The sequence below is a fragment of the Streptomyces sp. NPDC003035 genome (genome assembly GCF_042888285.1).
Taxonomy (GTDB): domain Bacteria; phylum Actinomycetota; class Actinomycetes; order Streptomycetales; family Streptomycetaceae; genus Streptomyces.
In genome coordinates this window covers 163,568-187,212 of record NZ_JBIAPJ010000012.1, presented here as the reverse complement: position 1 = coordinate 187,212, position 23,645 = coordinate 163,568, and the positions used below count along the sequence as shown (strand labels likewise).

At 71.4% G+C, this 23,645-nt stretch carries 34 protein-coding genes and 1 pseudogene; 13 read left to right on the top strand and 22 right to left on the bottom strand.

Annotated features, from left to right (window positions below; all coding sequences use genetic code 11):
• Window positions 1-49: 49 nt before the first annotated feature.
• Window positions 50-122: pseudogene (locus tag ACFYV5_RS32295) on the bottom strand.
• 161 nt (window positions 123-283) lie between these two features.
• Between ACFYV5_RS32295 and ACFYV5_RS32290 the strand changes: the two are divergent.
• Window positions 284-1,717, top strand: a complete 1,434-nt coding sequence (locus ACFYV5_RS32290) for an amidase (protein ID WP_355114893.1) — start codon at window positions 284-286, stop codon at window positions 1,715-1,717.
• Between the two features lie 53 nt (window positions 1,718-1,770).
• Here the strand turns inward: ACFYV5_RS32290 and thpR are convergent, their stop codons facing one another.
• The 13 genes from thpR to ACFYV5_RS32225 all read right to left on the bottom strand — a co-directional run bounded on the left by thpR (window position 1,771) and on the right by ACFYV5_RS32225 (window position 7,697).
• Window positions 1,771-2,391 (bottom strand): RNA 2',3'-cyclic phosphodiesterase, encoded by a 621-nt coding sequence (gene thpR / locus ACFYV5_RS32285; RefSeq protein ID WP_389174438.1) that lies wholly within the window; start codon window positions 2,389-2,391, stop codon window positions 1,771-1,773.
• 151 nt (window positions 2,392-2,542) lie between these two features.
• Window positions 2,543-2,809 (bottom strand): DUF6479 family protein, encoded by a 267-nt coding sequence (locus tag ACFYV5_RS32280; protein ID WP_389174435.1) that lies wholly within the window; start codon window positions 2,807-2,809, stop codon window positions 2,543-2,545.
• A gap of 230 nt (window positions 2,810-3,039) precedes the next feature.
• Window positions 3,040-3,297 carry a WhiB family transcriptional regulator gene (locus ACFYV5_RS32275; RefSeq protein WP_355114887.1) on the bottom strand — a complete coding sequence of 86 codons (258 nt, stop codon included), beginning with the start codon at window positions 3,295-3,297 and terminating at the stop codon, window positions 3,040-3,042.
• Between the two features lie 50 nt (window positions 3,298-3,347).
• On the bottom strand, window positions 3,348-3,734 hold the full coding sequence (locus ACFYV5_RS32270; protein WP_389174431.1) for a hypothetical protein: 387 nt from the start codon (window positions 3,732-3,734) through the stop codon (window positions 3,348-3,350).
• A 39-nt stretch (window positions 3,735-3,773) separates the two neighbouring features.
• Window positions 3,774-4,130: a gas vesicle protein K gene (locus tag ACFYV5_RS32265; protein WP_389174428.1), complete on the bottom strand. Its 357-nt coding sequence runs from the start codon at window positions 4,128-4,130 to the stop codon at window positions 3,774-3,776.
• Window positions 4,127-4,348 carry a gas vesicle protein gene (locus tag ACFYV5_RS32260; RefSeq protein ID WP_389174426.1) on the bottom strand — a complete coding sequence of 74 codons (222 nt, stop codon included), beginning with the start codon at window positions 4,346-4,348 and terminating at the stop codon, window positions 4,127-4,129. Before ACFYV5_RS32260 ends, ACFYV5_RS32265 begins: the two co-directional genes overlap by 4 nt.
• Complete coding sequence (locus ACFYV5_RS32255) at window positions 4,345-5,211, bottom strand: GvpL/GvpF family gas vesicle protein (protein WP_389174423.1); 867 nt, start codon at window positions 5,209-5,211, stop codon at window positions 4,345-4,347. Before ACFYV5_RS32255 ends, ACFYV5_RS32260 begins: the two co-directional genes overlap by 4 nt.
• Window positions 5,208-5,522, bottom strand: a complete 315-nt coding sequence (locus ACFYV5_RS32250; protein ID WP_355114878.1) for a gas vesicle protein — start codon at window positions 5,520-5,522, stop codon at window positions 5,208-5,210. Before ACFYV5_RS32250 ends, ACFYV5_RS32255 begins: the two co-directional genes overlap by 4 nt.
• Entirely contained in the window at window positions 5,519-5,794 is a 276-nt protein-coding gene (locus ACFYV5_RS32245; protein WP_389174420.1) for a gas vesicle protein GvpG, read from the bottom strand. Before ACFYV5_RS32245 ends, ACFYV5_RS32250 begins: the two co-directional genes overlap by 4 nt.
• 5 nt (window positions 5,795-5,799) lie before the next feature.
• Window positions 5,800-6,519: a GvpL/GvpF family gas vesicle protein gene (locus ACFYV5_RS32240; RefSeq protein ID WP_389174417.1), complete on the bottom strand. Its 720-nt coding sequence runs from the start codon at window positions 6,517-6,519 to the stop codon at window positions 5,800-5,802.
• The gene (locus ACFYV5_RS32235; protein ID WP_389174414.1) at window positions 6,516-6,959 is read right to left on the bottom strand and encodes a gas vesicle structural protein GvpA; all 444 of its coding nucleotides are present in this window, start codon (window positions 6,957-6,959) and stop codon (window positions 6,516-6,518) included. The genes ACFYV5_RS32240 and ACFYV5_RS32235 overlap by 4 nt, the downstream gene beginning before the upstream one ends.
• Before the next feature lie 65 nt (window positions 6,960-7,024).
• The gene (gene gvpO / locus ACFYV5_RS32230) at window positions 7,025-7,342 is read right to left on the bottom strand and encodes a gas vesicle protein GvpO (RefSeq protein WP_389174411.1); all 318 of its coding nucleotides are present in this window, start codon (window positions 7,340-7,342) and stop codon (window positions 7,025-7,027) included.
• 91 nt (window positions 7,343-7,433) lie between these two features.
• Window positions 7,434-7,697 (bottom strand): GlsB/YeaQ/YmgE family stress response membrane protein, encoded by a 264-nt coding sequence (locus tag ACFYV5_RS32225; protein ID WP_389174408.1) that lies wholly within the window; start codon window positions 7,695-7,697, stop codon window positions 7,434-7,436.
• 349 nt (window positions 7,698-8,046) lie between these two features.
• Between ACFYV5_RS32225 and ACFYV5_RS32220 the strand changes: the two genes are divergently transcribed.
• Entirely contained in the window at window positions 8,047-8,244 is a 198-nt protein-coding gene (locus ACFYV5_RS32220; RefSeq protein ID WP_355114869.1) for a CsbD family protein, read from the top strand.
• A gap of 77 nt (window positions 8,245-8,321) precedes the next feature.
• On the opposite strand, the gene ACFYV5_RS32215 is transcribed toward ACFYV5_RS32220, so the two are convergent.
• The 3 genes from ACFYV5_RS32215 to ACFYV5_RS32205 all read right to left on the bottom strand — a co-directional run bounded on the left by ACFYV5_RS32215 (window position 8,322) and on the right by ACFYV5_RS32205 (window position 9,665).
• Window positions 8,322-8,759 carry a VOC family protein gene (locus tag ACFYV5_RS32215; protein WP_355114867.1) on the bottom strand — a complete coding sequence of 146 codons (438 nt, stop codon included), beginning with the start codon at window positions 8,757-8,759 and terminating at the stop codon, window positions 8,322-8,324.
• A gap of 123 nt (window positions 8,760-8,882) precedes the next feature.
• Window positions 8,883-9,011 (bottom strand): DUF6131 family protein, encoded by a 129-nt coding sequence (locus ACFYV5_RS32210; RefSeq protein WP_355114970.1) that lies wholly within the window; start codon window positions 9,009-9,011, stop codon window positions 8,883-8,885.
• Window positions 9,012-9,179: 168 nt separating this feature from the next.
• On the bottom strand, window positions 9,180-9,665 hold the full coding sequence (locus ACFYV5_RS32205; RefSeq protein WP_389174403.1) for a flavin reductase family protein: 486 nt from the start codon (window positions 9,663-9,665) through the stop codon (window positions 9,180-9,182).
• A 214-nt stretch (window positions 9,666-9,879) separates the two neighbouring features.
• Between ACFYV5_RS32205 and ACFYV5_RS32200 the strand changes: the two genes are divergently transcribed.
• Window positions 9,880-10,353, top strand: a complete 474-nt coding sequence (locus ACFYV5_RS32200; protein WP_355114864.1) for a hemerythrin domain-containing protein — start codon at window positions 9,880-9,882, stop codon at window positions 10,351-10,353.
• A 4-nt stretch (window positions 10,354-10,357) separates the two neighbouring features.
• Here the strand turns inward: ACFYV5_RS32200 and ACFYV5_RS32195 are convergent, their stop codons facing one another.
• Window positions 10,358-10,759: a hypothetical protein gene (locus ACFYV5_RS32195; protein ID WP_389174399.1), complete on the bottom strand. Its 402-nt coding sequence runs from the start codon at window positions 10,757-10,759 to the stop codon at window positions 10,358-10,360.
• A gap of 353 nt (window positions 10,760-11,112) precedes the next feature.
• On the opposite strand from ACFYV5_RS32195, the gene ACFYV5_RS32190 reads away from it, so the two are divergent.
• From ACFYV5_RS32190 to ACFYV5_RS32165, 6 genes are all read left to right on the top strand, one after another.
• The gene (locus ACFYV5_RS32190; protein WP_389174547.1) at window positions 11,113-12,000 is read left to right on the top strand and encodes a serine/threonine-protein kinase; all 888 of its coding nucleotides are present in this window, start codon (window positions 11,113-11,115) and stop codon (window positions 11,998-12,000) included.
• A 3-nt stretch (window positions 12,001-12,003) separates the two neighbouring features.
• Window positions 12,004-13,074 carry a hypothetical protein gene (locus tag ACFYV5_RS32185; RefSeq protein WP_389174396.1) on the top strand — a complete coding sequence of 357 codons (1,071 nt, stop codon included), beginning with the start codon at window positions 12,004-12,006 and terminating at the stop codon, window positions 13,072-13,074.
• Window positions 13,075-13,185: 111 nt separating this feature from the next.
• Entirely contained in the window at window positions 13,186-14,664 is a 1,479-nt protein-coding gene (locus ACFYV5_RS32180) for a glutamate--cysteine ligase (RefSeq protein ID WP_389174393.1), read from the top strand.
• Between the two features lie 100 nt (window positions 14,665-14,764).
• Window positions 14,765-14,857, top strand: a complete 93-nt coding sequence (locus ACFYV5_RS32175) for an LPXTG cell wall anchor domain-containing protein (RefSeq protein WP_355114858.1) — start codon at window positions 14,765-14,767, stop codon at window positions 14,855-14,857.
• Window positions 14,850-15,431, top strand: coding sequence for an RNA polymerase sigma factor (locus ACFYV5_RS32170; RefSeq protein ID WP_389174389.1), 582 nt, complete (start codon window positions 14,850-14,852; stop codon window positions 15,429-15,431). The genes ACFYV5_RS32175 and ACFYV5_RS32170 overlap by 8 nt, the downstream gene beginning before the upstream one ends.
• Window positions 15,400-15,678: a hypothetical protein gene (locus ACFYV5_RS32165; RefSeq protein WP_389174386.1), complete on the top strand. Its 279-nt coding sequence runs from the start codon at window positions 15,400-15,402 to the stop codon at window positions 15,676-15,678. The genes ACFYV5_RS32170 and ACFYV5_RS32165 overlap by 32 nt, the downstream gene beginning before the upstream one ends.
• Here ACFYV5_RS32165 and ACFYV5_RS32160 read toward each other — a convergent pair whose 3' ends face one another.
• From ACFYV5_RS32160 to ACFYV5_RS32150, 3 genes are all read right to left on the bottom strand, one after another.
• Entirely contained in the window at window positions 15,679-17,145 is a 1,467-nt protein-coding gene (locus ACFYV5_RS32160) for an aminotransferase class I/II-fold pyridoxal phosphate-dependent enzyme (RefSeq protein ID WP_389174382.1), read from the bottom strand.
• A gap of 120 nt (window positions 17,146-17,265) precedes the next feature.
• A complete protein-coding gene (locus ACFYV5_RS32155; RefSeq protein ID WP_389174379.1) occupies window positions 17,266-17,820 on the bottom strand; it encodes a hypothetical protein in 555 nt (184 codons plus the stop codon).
• Window positions 17,821-17,932: 112 nt separating this feature from the next.
• Entirely contained in the window at window positions 17,933-18,571 is a 639-nt protein-coding gene (locus ACFYV5_RS32150) for a hypothetical protein (protein WP_389174376.1), read from the bottom strand.
• Between the two features lie 485 nt (window positions 18,572-19,056).
• On the opposite strand from ACFYV5_RS32150, the gene ACFYV5_RS32145 reads away from it, so the two are divergent.
• On the top strand, window positions 19,057-20,889 hold the full coding sequence (locus tag ACFYV5_RS32145) for a SpoIIE family protein phosphatase (protein ID WP_389174373.1): 1,833 nt from the start codon (window positions 19,057-19,059) through the stop codon (window positions 20,887-20,889).
• Here the strand turns inward: ACFYV5_RS32145 and ACFYV5_RS32140 are convergent.
• Window positions 20,846-21,169, bottom strand: a complete 324-nt coding sequence (locus ACFYV5_RS32140) for a YkvA family protein (RefSeq protein ID WP_389174370.1) — start codon at window positions 21,167-21,169, stop codon at window positions 20,846-20,848. The two genes, ACFYV5_RS32145 and ACFYV5_RS32140, sit on opposite strands and share 44 nt — an antisense overlap.
• Window positions 21,170-21,346: 177 nt before the next feature.
• Here ACFYV5_RS32140 and ACFYV5_RS32135 point away from each other — a divergent pair, with 177 nt between their 5' ends.
• From ACFYV5_RS32135 to ACFYV5_RS32125, 3 genes are all read left to right on the top strand, one after another.
• Window positions 21,347-21,976 (top strand): hypothetical protein, encoded by a 630-nt coding sequence (locus ACFYV5_RS32135; protein ID WP_389174367.1) that lies wholly within the window; start codon window positions 21,347-21,349, stop codon window positions 21,974-21,976.
• A gap of 428 nt (window positions 21,977-22,404) precedes the next feature.
• A complete protein-coding gene (locus ACFYV5_RS32130) occupies window positions 22,405-22,800 on the top strand; it encodes a hypothetical protein (protein WP_389174364.1) in 396 nt (131 codons plus the stop codon).
• A 157-nt stretch (window positions 22,801-22,957) separates the two neighbouring features.
• The gene (locus ACFYV5_RS32125) at window positions 22,958-23,641 is read left to right on the top strand and encodes a DUF4230 domain-containing protein (protein ID WP_389174362.1); all 684 of its coding nucleotides are present in this window, start codon (window positions 22,958-22,960) and stop codon (window positions 23,639-23,641) included.
• Window positions 23,642-23,645 lie beyond the last annotated feature (4 nt).

Genomic DNA, 23,645 nt, shown 5'->3' with positions numbered 1-23,645 from the left:
CACCGGTCCTTCGCCGGGGCCCGGCGTCCGCGTCGACTTCACGTAGGCGCAAGACCGGTCGGATTCGAACCGACGTCCTCCAGCTCGATGCGTGGGCGCGACGACCTCTGCGCTACGGCCTTGCTGCGGACGATCATAGCCACACCCGGGCCCGATTTCGATCACCAGTTTGAAGCGCGGGGATTCCGGTCTCGCGACATCGCGCAGCCGCTGAACCCTCGCGTGTTACCTGCCGGTAAGGAATGATGGCGGCACCATCCGTACGGCCGGGGCTGAGGTAGCGGTGACGACTTTCGAGGAACGGACCAGGGTGCACGCCTTCCGGGACGACGCCCTGGGAGAGCACGACGCCGTCGGTCTCGCCGCGGCGATCCGGCGGGGTGAGGTCGGTGCCGCCGAGGCCGCCAGGGACGCGGCGGAGCGGGTACGGGCGGTCGAGGAACGGCTCCACGCGGTCCAGGCGTACGCCGAGGTCCCGATGGCGGCCACGGGAACGGCCGCCACCGGAGCGGGCGGTGCCTTCGCGGGAGTGCCGACCTTCGTCAAGGACAACACCGAGTACCGAGGACTCCCCACCGGCCACGGCAGCGCGGCCTTCACCCCACGGGCACCGGCCCGGCGGCACGCGCCCTTCGCCCGGCAGTTCCTGAGCAGCGGCGTCACGGTGCTGGGCAAGACCCGGCTGCCCGAGTTCGGGTTCAGCCCGACCACGGAGTACGAGGGCGCCGAGCCCGTACGCAACCCGTGGAACACGGGACATTCGGCGGGTGGTTCATCGGGAGGCAGCGCGGCGCTCGTCGCCGCCGGGGCGGTGCCGATCGCGCACGCCAACGACGGCGGTGGCTCCATCCGGATCCCCGCCGCCTGCTGCGGACTCGTCGGTCTCAAGCCGACCCGCGGCCGGGTCGTGGCCAACGCCCAGAGCCGTCAACTGCCGCTCGACATCGTCTCCGACGGCGTCCTGAGCCGTTCCGTACGGGACACCGCCGCGTTCCTCGCCGCCGCCGAGACGTACTGGCGCAATCCGAAGCTGCCGCCCCTGGGACTTGTCGAGGGCCCCTCGGATCGGCGCCTGCGCGTCGGATTCCTGCTGGACTCGCCGAACGGCGTCCCCTCCGACCCGGCCACCCGGGCGGCCGTCACGGAGACCGTGGCCACGCTCGAACGGCTCGGCCACACCGTGGAACCGGTGGAGCTGGCCATCGACCCCCGCTTCACCGACGACTTCCTGACCTACTGGGGACTGCTGTCGTTCCTCATCGGCGCCACGGGCCGGACCCTCGGAGGCGACTTCGACCGGCGCCGCATGGACGGCCTCAGCCGGGGACTGCGCGACGCGTACGTCGAGAACTGGCGGCGCACACCGGGCGTGCTGCGCAGACTCAGGCGTACGAGGGAGGCGTACGCGGCGGCGTTCCGCGGGCTCGACCTCATCCTGTCCCCCGTACTGGCCCACACCACGCCGCCGATCGGTCACCTCAGCCCCGCCGTTCCGTATCCGACGCTGATCGAACGGATCCTGGCGTACGTGGCGTTCACGCCGATCAACAATGTCGTCGGCACACCGTCGATCTCGGTGCCCGCCCCGAGCGCGACCGAGGACGGGCTTCCCGTCGGCGTCATGTTCTCCGGCCGCCCCGGCAGCGAACGGACGCTGCTGGAAGTCGCGTTCGCCCTGGAGGCCGAGCATCCCTTCCGGCGTATCCAGGGGCCGTGACGCGGCGGGGCGCTGGTTCTTCTGCCCGCGGATCGGGTGACCGGGCGCTCCCGTCAGCGCTCCGCGAAACCCCACGACGTGATGTCGCGGTAGCGGATCGGCCCCGGCCCACGGCCGAAGTTGCTGCCGACCAGATGCAGGCGCGCCGCCCGCCACGGCCGGCCGGTGAATCCGGCGAGAGCGGCGGCGGCCGCCACCACGCACGCCGTGTCGTCGCGGCGCGCGCGGGCCAGGGTGAGATGCGGCCGCAGGGGACGGCCGGCGAAGGGCACACCGCACTCCTCGACGACGGCGCGCACCTCGGTGGCGAGGGAGTGCAGCCCCTCCAGGTCCCCGTCGATCCCGCTCCACAGCACCCGCTCGTCGAAATGCCCGCTGCCGCGCAGCGCCAGTTCCAGGGGCGGACGCGCCGCCGCCAGGCGGGCGAGGGCCGGCTGCAGCGACGGCACCGCCGTGACGGGGAGCTCTCCCAGGAACGCCAGGGTGATGTGCCAGTCCTCGACGCGGTTCCACCGCATACGCGGATACGCCTCGTACGCGGGGCTCAGCGCCCGCGCCAGCTCGTCCTTCGCCTCGTCGGGCGGCGCGAGGGCGATGAACACCCGTGTCGTCGCCGCCGCCCGGGGCTGTTCGCCCACGCGGGGCACCGTCTCCTGGCCGGACGGATCGGTCATCGTCGCTTCCCTGCGTTTCTCGTTCTTTCCGACCCGAGAGTACGGGGTGCGTGCGACGGGAGGAGCGGGGCCCGCGCCTACCGGTGCGCCCGGTGGCGTGGGGTGGAGGGGAGGCGGGCCGAAAGGGGGACTCGCACGGCGGTGTGACGTTTCAGCGGCGGGAGTCCCCGAGGCCCGGGTCGTCGTCGGGTGTGGTCCACGAGTCGCGGCCGTGCTGGGTGCTCCCCTGCGTGGGGTCACCGACAGGGCGGCGCCGGCGCGCGGCGCGGCGACTGCCCCACCAGAACGCGCCGAGGAGAACGGCGACGACCACCACGCCGATGAGTACGGCGAACAACACAGCGTTGGATCCGGCCGACGCGAGAGCGGGCCCGGGCGTGAGAGCGGATGTGGCTGCTGCCAGGGTGGAGGTGATCATGATCGCCTTTCTGTGACTCGGAACGCCTCGCGGCCGCACAGCCGACGGGCGCTGTGGTGCGCTCTGCGTGTGTCCCGTCCCGGCCGCCTCAAACGCGCCGTCCGGGGGACCCCGGCGGCCGCACCGAAGGCACGCCGCGGCCGTCGTCACCCTCCTCACGGTGGGGTGACGACGGCCGTCGGTGAGCGGTCGTCCGCGGGGGCCGGAGCCGGCGCCGTGGCCGGTGCGCTTCAGGCGCTGCCGTTCCCCCGGCGGCTCCATCGCCGTCTCAGGGACCGCCGCTCGTCCTCGCGCAGGCCGCCCCAGACCCCCGTCACCTGACGTGAGTCCTCCATGGCCCAGCGCAGGCACTCCTCCCGCACCGGGCAGCCCTGGCAGACGCGCTTCGCGTCCTCGGCCTGTTCCAGCGCGGGTGCGCCGGTTCCCACGGGGAAGAAGAGATCGGGGTCTGCGGTCCGGCAGGCCGCCAAGCGGCGCCAGCTCTCCATTGCTGTCTCCGTCGCTGTCGTACTCCGTACGGTCACGGAGTCCCTGCTTCTCAGATCCTGCCCCCGGTGAGCCGGGAGATCGGGCCGCGGCGGCGCAGGCCCGCGCGCCGCCCGAGGGCATAGGCCCCGGTGGCCAGCGCGGCCGTACTCGCCACCGTTCCGCCGGCGAGGGCCTTGCGGGCGCGCAGGGCGCCCCACAGCCATCCGCTGGGGCCCACGACCCCGCGTACGGCCTGGGCGGCGGCCAGTGTCTTCTCCGCCACCGGGGCGGGAAGCGCGGACAGCATCGTGGCCGTCTCGTCCTTGGCGTCCGACACGGCCTTCGTGGCGTTGTCGGTACCACGGGTGGTTCGCTCCCGGGTGCCGGAACCGTTGGAGCCGGCACGCGAACCGCCGCTACGGGTATTGCTGTTGGTGGTCTTCTCGGAAGCACTCATGCTTCGCTTCTGTTCCCGTTCTGTCATGTCAAACTCCGTTCAGAGCAGTTTGCCCAAAGGGCCCAGGTCGATGTTGAGATCGTCCGGTTCCAGGCCGAACCGGTCCCGGAGGACGCCCATCCGGTCTTCGAGGAGCATCAGGGTCAGTCCCAGTCGCTCCTCCTGCTCCTCGGTGAGGTCGCCGACCTCGACTCGGCGCAGCGCCTGGCGCTCCATCAGCTGCCGCAGCAGCTCGATGACGGTCAACACCAGGCGCGCCAGGTCCCGTTCGACGGTGTCGGGGTCGAGTTCGACCCGACGGGCGCGGGGCGCAGGACCGGTCCTGGCACCTGTACCGCTGCCAGGACCGGCACAGGAGCATGGGCAGGAGCAGTGACTCGGGCGTGGTGACGTCATGGCTCCACCTGGTTCCACGGGGACGGTACGGAGTCGCCGACGGAGCTGATGAGCGCCTTCAAGTCGACGCGTACGAGGTCGATGTCGGCGATGCGCAGGGTGAGGTCTCCGCCCACGACCACACCGCCCGCCAGGAGCCGGTCCAGGAGGTCGACGAGGGCGATCTCCTCGCCGCGGACCGCCGCCGGATCCCGCCGCGCCGCATCGCGGCCCGTCATCGGGGCGTGTCCGGTTCGGGGGCGCTCTGGGTGAAGGAGTACGGCACCCAGGGGCCGGTCACGTCCACGCGCACGCCGCCGGGGAGGCCGTCCGGCGCGGGTATGGCGTCCAGGAAGGCCTGTCGTCCCTCGACCGGGACGAGGTAGGCGGCGTTGAGCACGTTCCGGCCGGGAGCGCGGGAGAGTCGCGCGTCCTGCGGCGGCTGCCGTACGGCGTCGGTCGTGCGGGCCGCGAGCAAGGCATGCAGTCGCTCCGAGGTCTCGGCCACCTGTACGGAGCGGTCCTGGCGGGCCTTGCGGTCGCCCAGGCGCCGACGCAGATAGTCACGCCCCGCGGAGTCACCGGCGCGTGCCGAGCCCGCCGATCCCGCCGAGCCGCCCGGCCCCTTCGGACCGGTGCCGGCTGACAGGCCGGACGGCTCGGACGGCTCGGACCGGACCGCGTCGTCGTCCACGTACAGCTTGACGCCCCACTCCTCCTTGCCGGCGACGCGGTCGAGGCTCGCGCGGATCCGGTCGTGACCCCTGTCCAGCAGCCGGCGCACGCCCGCCTCGCCACGGCAGACGGTCGCCAGCCGCATCGGGACGGTGGTGGCACGGCTTCCGACCGCGTCCACCACACGGTGGTGGGCGCGGGCGACCGACGCCAGCCAGTCGAGGTCCTCCAGGTGCTCCCGCAGCGGGCTCTCGTCGAACTCGCGCGCGTCGACGGGCTCGACGACGGCGGTGAGCCCCCGGTGCTCGACCAGCGCGAGTCCCGAGCCGAGCGGGGCGTCGGGAAGCTCGTCCGGTGTGAGCGGCAGGGACGACGCGGGGGAGGAGGGGAGGACGCCGTACACGTACAGCAGGGGTTCCGGGATCATGTCTCCGTCCTGGCTTCCAACTCGGCGACACGGCGGCGCAGTTCCTCGTTCTCCCGCCCCAGCTCGCCCTGCCGGGCCCGGGACGAGAGCGCCGGATCCCGCTCCCACCAGTCGATCCCCATCTCCTTCGCCCGTTCGACGGAGGCGACGACGAGGCGCAGTTTGATGGTGAGCAGTTCGATGTCGAGGAGGTTGACGCGGATGTCCCCGGCGATCACGACGCCCTTGTCGAGAACGCGTTCGAGGATGTCGGCGAGGTTGCCACCGGAGTGGTCCTCGTAGGGGCGGGGGAGGCCCGAGGGCACCGTCACGGTCCGGCCCCCCATCCGCCGCCGGCCTGGCCCGCCCGGCCCGCCCGGGCCGCGTTCTCCAGCCTGGCCAGCAGGTCGTCCTCCCGACGGTCGAACTCGGCCGCGTCCATCTCGCCCGCTTCGTACGCGGCGACGAGTCGCGCCAGCTCCCGATGGATCACGGCCGGGTCGTAGTACTGCCGCTCCGCCTCGGCGACGACCTGTTCGAGCACCCACGCGGTGCCCCTGATCGGCGCGGCCGGCAGCAGCAGTACCTCCTTGAGCAGACCCATGGCGCTCAGCCCGTCGTCACGAAGCTGTACGCCGGCAGGGGGCCCGTCACCTGCACCTGGAGGTGCTCGTGTTCCTCGTGCAGGCGCCGGACGGCCTCCAGGAACTCCTCCCGTCGTTCCCGTTCCACCAGGAACGACAGGTTGGCCAGCCATCCGGTGCCCTCCGGGCCCTGGCGCGTGCCGGCCGCGTAAGGAGCGAGCGTCTGCTCGACGAGAGCGGCGTCGACCTTCTCCCGCTCGGCGACCGCACGGGCCACCGCCTCGCCGAACGCCAGCTTCTCCGCCTGGTCGCCGCCACCCGCCGCGCGGTTGGCGGAGTACCGCGCCAGGAGATCGGGGTCCGCGGACAGCACGGCGGACAGCACGGCTTCCTCCTGGTGGGACGCCTTCACGTTGAACTCGTCCTTGCCCTCGAGCGTTTCGAGGCACCCCAGGTAGCGGTCGTGGTGTTCCTCGAGAATCGAGGCGACGGTGTCGTCGTCGGGGGAGACCCCGCCGAACCTGAGCGGAAGCACGGGCCCTTCGGTCGCGGCGCCGATCACCACCCTTTGGTGGGCCAGCAGGTCGCGCCGCTTGGGCTTCAGCTCCGTCGGTGCGTCGCTCACCAGCGCCACAAGGTCGCCACTGCGGACGGTCCTCACCGGCATCGGCGGCTCGCCGATGCCCTCGGCTCCTTCCGGCAGCCGCTGATCGGCGCGGGTGATGCCGTAGACGTAGGTGCTCATTCCTTCTCCTCCCCGCGGGTGCTGGTACGCCTCCGGGACTTGGCCGGGGCCGCTTCTTCCTTCTCCTCGGAGTCGTCGCCGCGCACCTGGTGGAAGGCGTCGGAGATGGTCTGGGCGGCGCCGCTCAGAGCGCCCTTCGTCTTGTGCTGCGCGCCCGACTCGGTCGCTTCGCCGACGAGTTCGGGCAGGCCCGGGTTCTTGCGCGGGCCTGCCTCCAGGTCGAGCCGGTTGCAGGCTTCGGCGAACCTCAGATAGGTGTCCACACTGGCGACGACGACCCGTATGTCGATCTTCAGGATCTCGATGCCGACCAGGGAGACCCGCACGAACGCGTCGATCACCAGGCCGCGGTCCAGTACCAGTTCGAGGACGTCGTACAGGCCGCTGGAGCCGCCGCCTCCGGAGGCGGCGGGCGCGGGTTGGGCAGGAACGACAGTCATGGTTTTCCGGTCCCTTTCGTCGTGTTGGGTCTTGCCGCGGGGACGTGGGCCGGGACACCGCTCGGTCAGCGGCGGTCCACGCGGCCCCTCTCGTATCGCCGGGCGCGCCGGTAGCCGATGAGGACGCCGTGGTCGTCGACCTCCACCTCGTACGAGGCAAGGAGGCTCATCGTGTCCGGGACCCTGGGCAGTTCGAGGACTTCGACCGACAGCCGCCAGACGCTGCTCCCGCCGTTCTCATGGCGCTCACAGGCGCTGACCGCCTCGACCGGCTGAGCCAGCAGTTCCGTCAGCTGCTCCGTCGCCGCCCGGATCGCGCCGGCGACGTGGAGCGGCTTGCTCTGGTCCGGCCTCTCCGTACCGTGCTCGGATGTGTCGGCCATTGTTTTCCTCCTGGCGCGTATGACCGTCCGTTGCGGACTCAAACTCCTTGTGCGGCAAGCCGGATCCGGCGGAACGGCCCAGCGGGGCGCGTCACCGCAGGCCCTTGGCCTTGGAGAGCGCGGCCACGCCGAGCGCCGCCAGGGCGATCTGCACCGCCCACTCCATCCAGTCCACGCCATCGGTGTCGGCGAGCCCCATCGCGCGGGCGATCACCGTCCCCACCAGGGCTGCCGCGATGCCGACCACGATGGTCCACAGCAGCCCGATGTGCTGCCGCCCCGGCAGGACCAGCCGACCGAGGAGACCGATGATCACTCCAATGACCAGCGCGCTGATGATGCCCGAGATTTCCACGGGGAGACCCTCCTTCTTCTCCGCTTCGTCCGTACCTGTGTGTCGGATGCGTAGGTCCTCGCCTGCCCGCATCGGCGGCAGGCACGCTCCGAGCGGGGAAGAAAGCCGCGCTGCATGCCAACTCCAGGGAACGAACGGGGCGTTGGCCCGCGCGTGCCGGGACGCCCGGGGCTCGCGGTGCTCCTCGCACCGCGGCCCGGGCCCTACCGAGGCTCGCCGGACCCGGACGGCGATCTCCGCGTGAGGAGCGCCCCGGCTGCTTGGGGGAGGGGTCCGTCGACGGGCGGGATGCCGCGAGTGTGCCTACCGTGGCCCTGGAACCAATCCACAGGAAAGGGGCAAACCCGTCATGGCTGGTAAGGGTACGGACAAGGCGAAGGGCAAGATGAAGGAGGCCGCCGGAAAGGCCATGGGCAACAAGCGCATGGAGGCGGAGGGCAAGACGGACCAGATGAAGGGCAAGGCCAAGGAGTCGGGCGACACTGCACGTGAGCGTGCCGCAGGCGTCCGCGACTCCCTGGACCGGGACAAGAAGAAGAAGTCCTGACGAGAGATCGCGGCGTCGAGCCGAGCGCCCCGCCTCCTCGCCGAGGAGGCAGGGGCGTCACGCTGTCGCCCGCGCCTTCAGGGCTGCCGCGGGCGAGGCGGAGGCGGGCTGTTCTCGGCGGGGGAGGCCGTGGCCAGGACGAATGAGTGGCCGGCCGGGTCCGTGTAGCGACGCAGGTCCGTCCGCAGGTCGGTCCGGGTGCCGTCGCGCACGGCCGCGACGGGTCGTGCACCGAGGGAGACGGCCTCGCGTTCCGCCTCGTCGAGAGCGTGCGGGGGTACGAGGATCCGCAGGTGTGCCTGCTGGGAGTCCTCGGGGCGGGGCCAGCTCGGCGGCGCCTGCCCGAGGTCGCGGCGGACCCCCAGCGCGACGCCGGAAGGGCCGGAGACGAGCAGCAGGTCGGGGTCGCTCCCGTCGGGCTCGACGGTGGCGCCGAGGAGGGCCGCGTAGAAACGCGCCAGGGGTTCGGGATCGGTGGAGTCGAGGACCAGGGCGATGGACTTGGGCACAGTCATGTGTCCCGCCTGCCCTGTGCGTCGGCAGCCAAGCCTGAGCCCTGGCACGGCGAGGCGGCCGCGGCGCGAGGGCCGGGCGACGCCTCGCCCGCCCGCCCGTGCCGCAGTGCCGCCCGCGACCGTCTACCAGTAGTGCCGGCGTCCGCCGACTCCGCGACCGACCGCCCCCAGGATCCAGAGGATGGCGCCGAGGACCACGAGGATCAGCCCGATGGTCCAGAGAATGTTGATGCCCACTACGAAGCCGATCACAAGCAAGATGATGCCGAGGACGATCATGGTGCCCTCCGGGTCTGCCATTAACGCTTCAGTTTCAGAGTAGGCGTCTCCGCTGTTCGCGGCCTCCGGAGGCGGGGCACCGTCTCAGCGGGGTCGATCGGTCCCGGTCCGATCAGTGGGGGGTCGATCGGTCGCCCGACCTCAGGCCGGATGTCCGGGGGAGAGGTCCGCGACGTCACTGAACCGGAGGAGCGGCGGTCGGGCCGCGTCGGGCCGGCTCTGGGCGACGGGGGCGAGCAGGAAGCCGACGTGGTCCCCGCCGTCGACGACGTCCTGCACCCGGCCCACGAGCCAGGCACAGCAGTCGGACAGCACGGGCGCCCCGCCCTGCCCCGACTGCCAGGCCACCCGGCCGAATTTGTCGATGTCGTCGCCGGTCCGCCCTCCGAACAGCTCGGCCGTCCGCTTCTGGTCGCGCCGCAGGGTGTGCACCGCGAGGTGGGAGGCACCGCGTGCGACGCGGTAGGTGCGGTTGGCGGTGGAGAGCCACACCATGAAGCGGGGCGGGTCGATGGAGCACTGCGAGGCGAATCCCACCAGGCAGCCCGCCCGCTGACCGTCGGTCGCCGTCGTCACGACGTACATCGGGTAGTCGAGCACCTCGGTGAAGGCGTCGAGGCCGGCCACGGTCAGCTCCTCGGGTTCGGATATTCCTGGGCAAAGGCATGCTTACCCGTCCTTTGTGGCGCTATTCTCCGGCCGGGCAGGGTGCGTACGGCTCAGACGCGGTCGCCCTTCCGGGGGCAAGCGAGCAGCGACCGTGGTGATGCGCCAGGCAGGGGGTACATGGCTCACGGGCTGTCGTCACAGCTCGCGAAGGCACTGCGGAGGGAGAGGCCCTGTGGACGGAATCGTGCTGCTCAAGGACGACCACAAGACCGTGGAGAAGCTGTTCAAGAAGTTCGAGAAGGCCGGCGAGAACGCGCACGCCGAGAAGCGGAAGATCGCCGACCAGGTGATCGAGGAGCTCACCACCCACGCCTGGATCGAGGAGAAGATCTTCTACCCCGCCGCCCGGGAGGCCGCCCCCGACACCAAGGACCATGTCCTGGAGAGCGTCGAGGAGCACCACGTCGTGCTGTGGATGCTCTCCGAGCTCAAGGGACTCGATGCGAGCGACGAGCGCTTCGACGCCAAGATGTCGGTCCTCATGGAGAACGTGCGCCACCACGTCGAGGAAGAGGAACAGGACTGGTTCCCGGCCGTCCGCAAGGCCATGGGCCGCAAGCGCCTCACCGAACTCGGCGAGCGGATGGAAGAGGCGAAGAAGAAGGCTCCCGGTGATCCTCTCGCCGTGCCCAGCGCGGACCGGTAGAACGTCATCCCTCTGCGATGAAGAAGTCTCCGGGGGCGCCGTCGAGGACGAACCCGTTGTCGAGGCGGACGCGGACCGTCACACGGAGCTTCCGTTCCTGGTAGGCGGTCCACGCGGGTTCCAGTGAGCCGATCTGCTCCTCGAGTTGTCTCCTGCTGCCAGGTGGCATCTGGTGGCCGAAGTCGTCGAGGAGGGACGTGAGCCGCTCGTACTCCCGTATCTCCTGGCTCTGATGCCGGTGCTCGCTCACCCGCTCGACGGTGCCCTCGACGCCCGCTGCCAGGGCCAGGAACCCCGCCCCGCTGCCCCTCTCCGGCGAGGTCGGGGATTCGTCGGCCGGAGCGGCGAGCTCCGCCAGAGTGAGGTCCGCCGCCAGTCGTACCCGCTGGCCCTCTTTCAGCGTCATCGGTCTTGGTCTCCGGGTCGGTCGCGGTCGGTCGGGGTCGGTCGGACGGGGCGCGACCGCGCACGCTCGCGACGCAGCCCCGGGGCGCCATTATCCGCTGCTTCACTGCCGGGGAAGGCGGCCGTCCGCTGTTCGCGAGCAAGGCGCGATCAAGGAAATTAGCCCAGGTGGCTAGATTTCGGGGCGAAGGAGCGACTCAGCGGGCACGTCGCCTCCCCCCAGACGGTCTTTCGGTGCTGCGGTGACGATCTCCGAGGCGATCCGGAAGCGGCCTCCGGCATGAGGGTGGTGGCTGATTGACTGGGGCACAGATCGCGGGCTACGAGGTGGAGCGCGAGATCGGCCGTGGGGCGATGGCGGTCGTCTACCTCGCGAAGGACCTGGGGCTCGACCGGGTGGTGGCGCTGAAGGTGTTCGCACCCGAGCTGGCGCGGGAGCAGGAGTTCCGTCGACGTCTCGCCCACGACTCACGGATCGTCGCCGCGATCGATCACCCGCACATCGTGTCGATCTTCGACGCGGGGGAGGCCGACGGTCTCCTGTACATCGCCATGCGCTACGTCCCCGGGCCGGATCTGGGGACTCTCCTGAACCGGGAGGGGCCGCTGCCCGTGTCTCCCGCGCTGCGTATCGCCGCGCAAGCGGCGTCGGCGCTCGACGCGGCGCACGAGCACGGTGTCGTCCACGGGGACGTGAAGCCCGGCAGCATCCTGGTCACGGGGGGCAATGACAGGGAGGGTCCCTTCTTCGCGTACGTGACGGACTTCGGGCTGGCGAAGCCCGCGGGCGGCGAATTCCTGGGGACCCTGGAGTACATCGCACCTGAGCGCATCTCCGGGCGCCCCGGAGACGGCCGGAGCGATCAGTACAGCCTGGCCTGCGTCGTCCACGAATCCCTCGCCGGGAAGCCGCCGTTCCAGCGCGAGGAGGGCATGGCGCTGCTCTGGGCGCACCAGCACGACCCGCCGCCTCCGCTCTCCGTGACACGCCCGGGGATCGCCCCCGGCGCCGATGCCGTGATGGCCAAGGCGCTGGCCAAGTCTCCTGAGGATCGTTACGCCTCGTGCCAGGAGTTCGTGGCCGCTTTGCGGTCCGCCGTACGCTCCGCCACCGGCACTGCGTTGATGCCGGAGTGGCCTCCGGGCCCCCCGTCGGGCCCACTAGCCCCGCCCCCGCCCGGCGGAACGGCCGAGAGCACACCGCCCGGACCGCCCTTCGGCGACGATGACGACGAGTGGTGACGCGTGGGTGACATCGCCAGGAGCGCTCTCGGCGGAGCGTGGACGGTGCTGGTGGGCTGGCTCCTGCCGACCGCGTTGAACGTGAGTCTCTTCGCCGTGGCCGTCTGGCCGAGCCTGCGGCGCACCGGCTGGCCCACGCAGCTGTGGTCGGCGGGTGCCACGCCCCTGTCCGTCGGCATGCTGAGCGTCTCGGTCCTCCTCGGGCTGGCGCTCAGCGCCCTGCAGAACCCCCTCTACCGCGTGCTGGAGGGGTACGTCCTCTGGCCGAGCGCGCTCTACGCGCGCGGGTGCGCCCGTCGGCGGCGGGCCAAGCAGGACCTGCAGGACCGGCTCACGCTGATGCGGCTGGAGCGCCAGGAGGGGGAGGGCCGGCTGACACCGGCCGACACCGAGCGGTTGGCCTCCTTGCGAGCCGACCCGCGGATCGTCCGGGCCGCCCGCGGAGACCGGCGGCGTACGGCTGTACAGCGCGCGTTGCTCCGCGAACGGCTCGCTCGCTACCCGGTCGACCCCGCGCAGGTGGCACCGACGACCCTCGGCAACGCGATCCGGCGGTTCGAGGAGTACGGCTACGACCGGTTCCGTCTCGACACCCAGGTGATGTGGAACGAACTGGCCGGGAACGCGCCGGAGCAGATCCGCAGACAGGTCGATCTCGCCCGCGCGAATGTCGACTTCTTCGTGGCCCTGCTCTACGGCCACTGCGCGGTCGTCCTCTGTGCGGCGGTGGCCCTGACCACGGCTCGCCCCGACGTCCCGCTGCTGATCGCGGCCATCGCCGTGCCGACCCTGCTGATTCCGGTGTGGTACCGCGCGGCCGTGTCGGCGACCGACGAATGGTCCGCGGCCGTGAGGGCACTGGTGAACACCGGACGCAAACCGCTCGCCGAATCCCTCGGCCTCCTCCTGCCGGGCGAGCTGGCCCGCGAACGTGAGATGTGGGCCCTGGTCTCCAAGATGTCGCGGCTGCCGCATCACGAACGCGCCGCGGGCCTGGACCCCTTCCGGGCAAGACCGCCCGAAGGGTCACCGGCCCCGGCCGGCGGCGGCGACGCCGGTCAGAGCGTGACGTGAGCGAGCCGTATGGCACGCCGGCCCGCGGATACGGGCTTCTGTGGAGGAGCCGACCGTGGAGTGGGACGCTGAAGGGGTAGGGGCCGTGCCGACGAGACTCGGGAGGGCCGAATGGGACGGGATGTCCCGGCGCTGGAGTTCACCCGTGACGACCGTCGCCGGTTCCGGAACAAGATGCACACGTGCCTCGACGTGTTCGCGCGGATGCTGCGGGAGTCGCGGTTCGACTTCGAGCGGCCACAGGTCGGTCTGGAGATCGAACTGAACCTCGTGGACTCCGCCGCCGACCCCACGATGCGCAGCACGGACGTCCTGGAGGCGATCGCGGACCCCTCCTGGTCGACGGAGCTGGGCCGGTTCAACCTGGAGATCAACATCGAGCCACGGCGGCTCACCGCGGGCGGTCCCGACTCCTGGGAGCAGGAGATCCGCGACGCGCTCAATCACGGCGAGGAGAAGGCGGCGGCGATCGGCGCGCATCTGGTGATGATCGGCATTCTGCCGACGCTGCAGCGGAAGGACGCCGGCCCGTCGTCGCTGTCGGAGAATCCGCGGTACCACCTCCTGAACGAGCAGATCTTCGCCGCCCGGGGTGAAGACCTGCTGATCGCGGTGGACGGGGTGGAACGACTGCGGACCTACGCGGACACGATCACGCCGGAGGCGGCGTGCACCAGCACCCAGTTCCACCTGCAGGTCTCGCCGGACGAGTTCGCGGACTACTGGAACGCCGCGCAGGCCATCGCCGGGGTGCAGGTGGCCCTGGCGGCGAACTCTCCGTTCCTGTTCGCCAAGGAGCTGTGGCGAGAGACGCGCATTCCGCTGTTCGAGCAGGCCACCGACACCCGGCCGGACGAGATCAAGGTCCAAGGGGTACGGCCCCGGGTCTGGTTCGGCGAACGGTGGATCACCTCCGTCTTCGACCTCTTCGAGGAGAACGCGCGGTACTTCCCCGCGCTGCTGCCGCTGTGCGACGACGAGGACCCGGAGGAGACGCTCGAGCGCGGCGGAACCCCGGGGCTTGCCGAACTCACCCTGCACAACGGGACGGTCTATCGCTGGAACCGCCCCGTCTACGCCGTCGTCGACGGCGTCCCGCATCTGCGGGTGGAGAACCGGGTGCTGCCCGCGGGGCCCACGGTGGCCGACGTGCTGTCGAACGGTGCCTTCTACTACGGCCTGGTCCGCGCCCTGGTCGACGAGGACCGGCCCGTCTGGTCACGGATGTCGTTCTCGGCCGCGGAGGACAATCTGCACGCCGCCGCCCGGCACGGGATCGACGCGCAGCTGTACTGGCCCGGGATGGGCGAGGTCCCGGTGACGGAGCTGGTGCTGCGCCGCCTCCTGCCGCTGGCTGAGCGCGGGCTGGAGCGACTGGGCATGGACGCGGCCTGGCGGGAGCCGCTGCTGGGCATCACGGAACAGCGGTGCGTCAGCGGCCGTAACGGCGCGGTGTGGCAGTCCGAGATGTTCCACCACCTCCACGACGACGTCCACATGGACCGCCACCAGGCGCTGAGGCGGATGACCCAGCAATACATCGAGTACATGCACCTGAACGCCCCGGCGCACACGTGGCCGGTCGACTGACCCCCGCCTCAACTTTTCCGTACGTAAGCTGAATCCTTTTGGCGGGGCCGTGCCTCCTATACATGTGCCGACAGACGTCGGACCGGATCAGGAGGTCTTCATGATCGTAGGTATCGCCATCGCCGCCGGAGCCGTGCTGCTCTGCACGTGCAGCTACTTCGTCCTGCGCAAGCGCAAGCAAGCCCGTGGCTGACTCGTCCTGGCCCGGTGAACAGCTGATCGTCGCCGCCCAGCGCGGCGACGTCGATTCGATCGCCGCGGTGGTGTCGGGCTCGCACCCGAACGTGCGGCGATTCGCCCGCTCGCTCTGTGCCACTCCCGAGGATGCCGAGGACGCGGCGCAGGAAGCCCTGATCATCCTCTATCGCAAGATCGGGATGCTGCGGGCATCCGGTGCGCTGGCGTCGTGGATGTTTCGCATCGTCCGCAACGAGTGCCTGCGGCGCGCGCGGACGATGAGGGCTGACGCACCCCTGCCGGATGCCGCCGTGCGCTCGGCCGAGGACGTGGTGCTGCAGCGCATCGAGGCGGGCAAGGTGGCGGCCGCCATCGCCGCTCTGCCGGACGAGCAGCGTCGCGTGCTGATCATGCGGGACATCCAGGGGTACAGCGGACGCATGGCCGCCGAAGCCCTCGGCCTCAGTACCGCCGCGATGAAATCGCGTCTGCACCGTGCCCGTACCGCGGTGCAGCAGTCCCTCCGTGCCCCATCCGAATCCGCGCCTGGAGACACTCATGAGGACAACGACCCAAGCCGACGGCCCTGACTTCGCGAGTGCGTCCCTGCCCCGCCACCTGGTCCGGGGCGTGGTCGGCTTCGGCAGTCTGATCGGCTCGTTCGCGTTCATCCCGGTCGTCGGCCCGGTCAGCCTGCTGCTCCTGCCGGTCGGCGTACTGGCGCTGCGCGGCTGTCCGATGTGCTGGGCGATCGGCCTGATGCAGACCGTCTCGCGGGGCCGCCTGGAGCGCACCTGCGAGGACGGCCAGTGCAAGCTGACCGTCGCGGAGCCGTGATCAGTCCTCGACCGTCACCCGCACGGTCGTGACCTCCGTGTCCGCCGCGTCCGGTACGACCATGCCGGCGTCCACCCCGCTCCGCAGGTAGTGCAGAACCGCCGAGTTGAGCTTCTCGCCGGGAAGCACGGCCGGGATACCGGGCGGGTACGGCGTGAGCATCTCGGCGCTGACCCGGCCGACGGCCTTCTCCCACGGCACCTGCTCGACCCGCCCGAAGAAGGCGTCACGCGGCAGCATGACCTGCTCCAGGCGGAGTTCGGCCGGATCCGGGACCTCCACCTGGGGCGCGGGCCGCAGTTCGTCGGCATGGTCGGCGACCTCGCGCAGGGCGGTGATCAGGGCCTCGGTGGTGCGGTCGTCGTCGGCGTGGGTGAGCTGGGCGCTGGTGCGGCGGTGGTCGGAGAGGTGCATATTGACCTGGTGATGCTTCCGGATCCAGTCGGCGATCCGGTAGCCGGTGGTGCCGAGAGCGCTGGTGTCGACGATGACCTGGAGGGGGTCGAGGTCGGCCGCGCGGCCGGGGCCGCAGAAGTCGTCGCGCCCGTGGACATGGAGCCCGTCGATCTCGGCGATCCGGGTCCGTACGGTCTTCGCCAGGGCCAGCGCGTCGTCGTACAGGGCGTGCCCGTGCTGCACCATCTGACGCCGCCAGCCGTCGAGTGCCGCGTAGACGAGCACGGAGGGGCTGGTGGTGCCCAGGAGGTCCTCGCGGTTCTTGAGCACCTCCGGTTCGATCAGGTCGCCCTGGAGGTGGAAGACCGAGCCCTGTTCCAGACCGGAACCCATCTTGTGCACGGACGTGACACACACGTCCGCACCGGCGTCCATGGCCCAGGTCGGCAGATCCGGGTGGAACGGGAGATGGGCGCCCCACGCCTCGTCCACGATCAGCGGCACACCGTGTTCATGGCACGCCTCGGCGATACCGGGCAGGTCGGAGCAGGTCCCGTACGGTGTCGGCGTCGTGACCAGGGCGCCGCGCGCGTCGGGGTGCTCGGCGAAGGCCGCGCGGAAGGCGTCGGCGGACGGCGGGTGGGCGAGATGGCGCTCGGCGTCCCACTGGGGGTCCACCCAGATCGGCACGATGCCGGCGAGGACGAGTCCGGACACCACGGATTTGTGGGCGTCCCGTCCCACGAGAAGTTTCTCGTGCGGTCCGGCGACGGACAGCATGGCGGCCTTGACCGACAGGGAGCTGCCGCAGGTCGAGAAGAAGGTGTGTTCCGCCCCGACGGCGTCGGCCATCAGTTCCTGGGCCCTGGACAGGACGCCCTTCGACGAGGTGCGGTCGTCCAGGCCACTGGTGGCCAGCATGTCGGACCGGAAGACCGAGTCGCCGAGAACCGCGCGCACGCGCGCGTCCGCGCCGCGCCCCTGCTTGTGGCCGGGCGGGGTGAAAGGGATCTGGTTCTCCGCGTGGTACGCGGCCAGTGCGTCGAGTACGGGTGCCTCAGAGTGGTCCATGGCGGTTCGGCTTCCCCGCGAAACGGCACAAAAACACCGCGCTCCCGGAGGCCCGTGTCCTCCGGGAGCGCGGGACGGGGAGGCCCCGGGCCGCTCCGCCCGGGGCGTGCGCCGCCTCGGCTACTTCTTGAGCTCGTCGAGGCAGAGCACGAACTGCTTGCCCGAGCTGCGCCGTCCACCGCGGGTCTCCTCGAGGTAGCCGGCGTCCGACTTGCCCTCGCACTTGGTGGTGTCCAGCGTGTCGGGGATCACCTCGACCACCTTGTACGTGGCCGTGGTGTCACCGCACTCCACCACCTGCAGTTCAGGAGTCACCGTGGACCCGGTGTTCTTGAGGCAGTCTCCGGCCTCCGCGTGGTCGGCGTCGTCCTGGCTCGCGAAGTAGCCCACCACGCACATGATGAGGACGACCACGACGGCGATGCCCTTGAGGATCTTCATGATGCCGATGCCCCCGCGCCGGGACGGTGGCGCCGGCTGCTGCGGAGGTGCGGTCCACTGCGGCTGCTGCTGTTGGGGCGGCGGCTGCATCTGCATGTGCTGCTGCGGGGGGTACGGCTGCTGCTGTTGCGGGTACCCGTACCCCGGCTGGGGCGGGTACCCCTGCGGCGGCTGCTGTGCGTACGGGCCGGGCTGACCGTACGGGCCGGGCCCTTGCTGCGGCGGAAAGGTCATGTGGGAGCCCCCGTGAGTGCGTGTGCCGTGCGTCCTTTTGACGCGAACACGCTATAGCAAACGATCACCACCCCTGAACGCGGGAGCGTCGCGGCAGCGAGCGCCCGGCTCCTCAGCGACGCTTCCCGATGACGTGGGCGAGACCCCAGGCCGCTCCTGCGGCGACCGCGAGACCGAGCAGGGAGACCCACTCGGTGTCGCTCTGACCGCCCCACCAGGACTTGACCGGAATCAAGGGGTCGATCTCCAGCATGTCCCGGACGCCGGGGGCCCCTTGGGAGTCGGCGATGATGAGCGGAACGGCGTTGGTGTAACCGAAGAAGACACCGAGCGCGGCGATGAAGGACCCGCTGATGTGGGCGCCGGTGCTGCGGCGGGCCACCAGGCCGATCACCGCGCCCACCGCCGCTCCGTTGAGGAGGCCGTGGAGCACGTAGAGGGTGAGGGCGGTATCGGCCGTCTGTTCCTTGTAGGTGGCCACCGTGACGACGCTGTAGATCACCGATACGACGACCGATGCGAGGAACCCGAGGAAGAAGGCGCCGACGGGGTGGCCACGCCTCGGCTGCTGCCCGAGCGGGGCGGCGTACGCCGGATACGGCTGGCCGGGCTGCATCGGCATCTGCTGCATGTGCTGCTGCTGAGGCTGCTGCCAGGGCTGCATCGGCGGATGCGCGGGCGGCATCGGCGGTTGGCCGGGCTGCTGCTGGTACGGGTTGGGCTGCGGCGACTGGAACTGAGGCTGGCTCATGGATCCCCCGTAGAGCGAAGAAGGCAAGGGGAGCAAAGCTACCAACGAGAGAGCGCCCTTCCTCACGCGAAGGGGCGACGGGGCAGGCCAGTTGAGGAGGTCGGCGGTGCGGGGGATCCGGCGGAACGCCCGCCCGCCCATCCTCGCCGCTACACCCCGTGCCGGGTCGACCACGCGGAGAAGGGACCGGGCCGCTTTCACCCAGGTGCGGCATCAGGACGGCTTCTTCGGGGAGCGCGGGACGAGGGGGTTCTTCGTATGCTGGTGATACGCCAGCCGCATGACGCGTACCGCACGCCGCCTGAGGGCCGGAGGTCCCGTTCCGGTGGCCGCGCCTCCGCACCGAGGACCGCGACCCTCCCGCCCTCCGCGCCGGATGGGCCGAATTCCTGGCCGGCTGCCCGGTCGGCACGGCCCCGATCGGCCGGGAAGAGGTGCATGCTGGGCACCAACAGCGGTCGAGTTCCTGTCTGGAGGCCGAAAGATTGAACGGCGGCAAGGGGAGACGGCGCCTGGCCGGCCGCGCCTCGGCCGGCAGGGGCGCCGCGGTGCACCGCTCGGCCGGCGCCCGCGGGCGGCTCGGACGGAGCCGTGAGGTCTCCCTCGATCGGATCACCACACGTGGTCGCCTGGCCTGGCTGAATTCCGCCGGCTCCCGGATCGGCACCACCCTCGACCTCGAGCGCACCGCCCAGGAGCTGGCCGAGTTCACCGTGCCCGGCTTCGCCGACGGCGCCGCCGTCGACATCCTGGACAGTGTCCTGAGGGGCGACGAGGGCTCACGGTGGACGGGCACGGGCGTCCCGCTCATGCGAGCCACCGCGCTGTGCGCCGTCGAGGAGCTTTCCTCCCTGGAGCCCACTCCGGTGGGCGAGACCTCCGCCCGCGCCGAAGAGGCGCACGAGACGCTGCTCCACCGCTACTGCCTGCGGCAGGGCAGGCCGGTGCTCGTGAGCCGCATGAGGAACGAGGACTTCATCAAGGTCGCGCCGACGGAGAGCGCCGCGGCGAAGATGCGGGCCGCCGGAGTGCACAGCTACCTCGCGGTGCCGCTGATCGCCCGCGGGCTGCTGCTCGGCAGCGCGGACTTCGTCCGCGGCCCCGGCAGACCACCGTTCTCCTCCACCGACCTCGCACTGGCGGAACAGCTGGCCTCCCAGGCCGCCGTCTACATCGACAACGCCCGGCTGTACGGGCGCGAGCGCGAGCACGTCGTCTCGTTGCAACGCACCCTGCTGCCGCGCGTGACCCCGGTGACGCCCGGGCTGCGCGTGCAGGCCGAGTACGCGCCCTCGACGGCCCACCACGGAGTCGGCGGGGACTGGTACGACGTCATGGCCCTGCCCGGCGGACGTACGGCCCTCATGGTGGGCGACGTCATGGGCCACGGGCTGCCCGCGGCCGCCACCATGGGACGCCTGCGGACGGTGGCCCGCACTCTGATGACCCTGGACATGGCTCCCGAGCGCGTCCTGGCCCGGCTCGACCTCGCCACGCGCGACCTGGAGGACGAGCAGGTCGCCACCTTCCTCTGTGCCGTGTTCGATCCGGCCGACTCCACCTACACGCTGGCCAGCGCCGGGCACCTGCCCCCGCTGCTCCTCGACGGACGGGGCTCCGCCGAGTTCGCGGACGTACCCATCGGCGCGCCGCTCGGCGCGGGAGTGATTCCGTACGACCCGATCCGCCTGAAGGTCCCTGCGGGCGGCCATCTGGTCATGTACACGGACGGTCTCGTCAAATCCCGGCACGCGGACATGGACCACCAGTTGGACGGTCTGCGCTCGGCGGCGCGCGGCCTGACACCCGAGGCTCTCGAAGGCGGCGGCCTGATCGGGTGTGCCCCCGCCGACGCCTCCCGTTTCGACGAGGCGGTGCTCCTCGTCGCGACCACCGCCACGGCCGCCACCACTGCCTCGGCAGCCTCGGTAGCCTCGGCCGGCTCGGCCGACCTGCGCGAGTGGCAGTTGCCGCAGGAAGGGCGCGCGGCGTCCGTCGCCCGGAGCCTGGTCACGGAGCAGCTCGCCGCCTGGGACCTGACGGAGCTCGCCGATGTCTGCGAACTCGTCGTCTCCGAACTCGTGGGCAACGCCCTGCGGTACGGCAACGGCCCCGGCCGCCTCCGGCTGCTGCGCGGTGAGCGCCTTGTCGTAGAGGTCTCGGACACGGGCCCCGACCTGCCTCAGATCCAGCACGCGGACCTCAGCGACGAGGGCGGACGGGGTCTCCAGCTCATCAACATGCTGTGCCGCCGATGGGGTTCCTGCCGCACCGTCACCGGGAAGGTGGTCTGGGCGGAACAGAACCTGCCTTCCTGAGGGCGGCGGCCGGGACGCTCCTGGCGGCCGCCGCCTGCAGCGCCCGCAGGGCGATCAGGAGTACGCCGATGTCGTCCAGGTAGACCGGGTCCGGGATCAGGTCGATCGGCGAGAGCGTGTAGACCACCGCTGCCCAGAACAAGGCCTTGGACTGCAGCGGGACACCGGCGTCGAGCAGCAGTCTGCGCGCCCGGAAGACGCGTACGAGCAGAACGGCCGCGCATCCCGCGACCACGAGCACGAGAACCACGGCCACGATGAGCCAGAGGGAGCTGTCCATGCCGCTCTCCTACCCCGTGCCGTCCCGGCCGTGCCCGTCGGCGGTCCTCGACCCGCCGCATCGGTGATACCGGCGGGCTTCGGGTTTGACCGCCCGACAAGCGGCAAGGCGAATCGACGGGTGCCCAGCAAGCAGTGACGAACAGCCAGCCAGGAGTCACCGTCCAGGAAGGCAACCATGTCGACCCTGACCGCAGTTCTCATCCTCGCGGTGCTGGTCGCCGCGCTACTGGCGGCCGGTGTCCTGTTCCGGGCCCGCAGGGGCAAGGGCAGCGGCACGCGCTCCCTCAAGCGGCGCTTCGGCCCCGAGTACGACCGCACCCTCGAACGCCACGGCGGCGACAGCGAATCCGCCCACCACGACCTGCGCGAGCGGGTCGAGCGGCACGGCGGCATCCGCCCTCTGCCGCTGGAGCCGGCGATCCGCGAGCACTACGTCGCTCAATGGACCATGCTCCAGGAGCGGTTCGTCGACGCGCCGCGGCAGGCCGTCGCCGACGCCGACGAGCTCCTCACGCGGATCGCCGCGACCCGGGGCTTCCCGGATCCCCACCGGCGCGAGGAGCAGCTCGCCGCCCTGTCGGTGCACCACCCGAGCCATGTGGAGGGCCTGCGCACGGTACGCCGTGCGGTGCACTCCGCATCCGCCTCCACCGAGGAGTTGCGGGAGGCGCTGGTCCACGCACGTGCCCTGTTCGAGGACCTGACGGCGGCCGGGAGTCCGGCCGGCACCGAGGCCGCCGGAGCACGCCCGGCGTCCGGGCGACACCGCGGGCATCTCCTCAAGCCGAAGGGAAGTGGCGCCTGATGGCACGCGAGAACCGGGATCAGCGGGCAACGGGCGGGGACGAGGGAGACGGGCGGCGCGCATCCGCGACCTCGGGCGGGGCCACGGGCGCGGCGGGCGGCGCCGGGGGACCGGCGCCCACCGGAAGCGGGGAAGTACCTTCCCCGGCCGTGCCCGCCCAGCGCACCGGCCATCCCGCGACTCCGCCGCCCGCGGCACCGCGTCCCGCACCGCCGCATCCCGCACCGCCGCATCCCGCGACACCGCCGCCCGCGGCACCGCCGCCCGCGGCACCGCGTCCCGCACCGCCGGCCGGTGCGTCACCGGGGCCGACGCCGCCGCCTACCCCGCCTCCGGTGATGTTGTCGCAGGCGCCCCAGTCCGCCGTCCCGTCCGACGACCCCAGCGCCACGGGCCGGAGCGGTGGGAGCCGCACGAACGCTCCCGCCGTGCCCCCCGCCGCGCCGCGCGGACGGGACACGACGGACAGCCCGGGGCATGACCGTGGCGATCCCGCGTCCGGTACGGGACACGGGCCCGCCGCCGACGGCGACGGGCCGGCCGGACAACTGCTCGGCGACGTCGAACGCGACCGTCTCGCACAGCGCCTGCATCACGCGCTCGCGGGGTTCGTCGACTCGCCCCACGACTCGGTCGCCGAGGCGGCCGAGGTCCTCGCCGAGGCGGAGCAACAGCTCATCGCCTCCTTGAGGGACCGCCGTACCGCGTTGCGGGCGGGCTGGCAGAAGAGCGGCCCTCCGGGTGGCCCGGGCCCCGACACCGAGCAGCTCCGGCTCACCCTGCGGACCTACCGTGAGGTGACGGAACGGCTGCTCCGGGCGTGACCCGGCACCACCCACCGCAGAGGACAGAAGCCCCCAGGACTCCCTGGGGGCTTCTGCCGTGCGCGGCAGATCGACGGCATCGGTCCCGGGAAGCCCGACCAGCCCCGGATCGAGGCTCCTGGGGAGTGGAGGCCCGTTCGCAGGGCACCAGGAACCCATGCGAGAAGACGCAGAAGACACGCCTCCGCGCAGAACGCCGAGACGGGAACGGGGCCCGCGCAGGTGGCCCGCCGTCGCCGTCGGGCTCGTCGCGCTGTCCCTGGTCCTCTTCCTCCTGGGACGGTTCGTCCATGTGCCGGGCCTGGGCGATGTGTTCGGCGTCGACACGCAGGACCGATCCGGCCCGGCGGTGCTGAAGTCCATCCAGGACATGCACCGGTACGAGGGCGCCGCCGGCAACTACCAGGTGGTGGTCGACCTGGAGAAGGACGCCCGCCTGCTGCCCGACTCGATCCGTGGGACGCGCACACTCTTCGTCGCGAGCGGCAGCGTGGCCGCGTACGTCGACTTCGGCAGCATCGGCCGGGGCAGCGTGACCGTCAACGAGAAACGCACCACCGCCACCCTCCGTCTGCCGCACGCGCGGCTCGCCGAGCCGGCCGTGGACCCCAAGCGCTCCTACACCGTCTCGAAGCAGCGCGGCCTGATCGACCGACTGGGCGACCTGTTCTCCGACAATCCGGCCGACGAGCGCGCCGTCCACATCCTCGCCGCCGACCGCATCGGCGCGGCCGCCGAGGAGAGCGACCTGACACTGCGGGCCGAGAAGAACACCACGTCGATGCTCCAAGGACTGCTCCGCGCCCTCGGCTTCGAACAGATCACCGTCACGTACACCTGACACC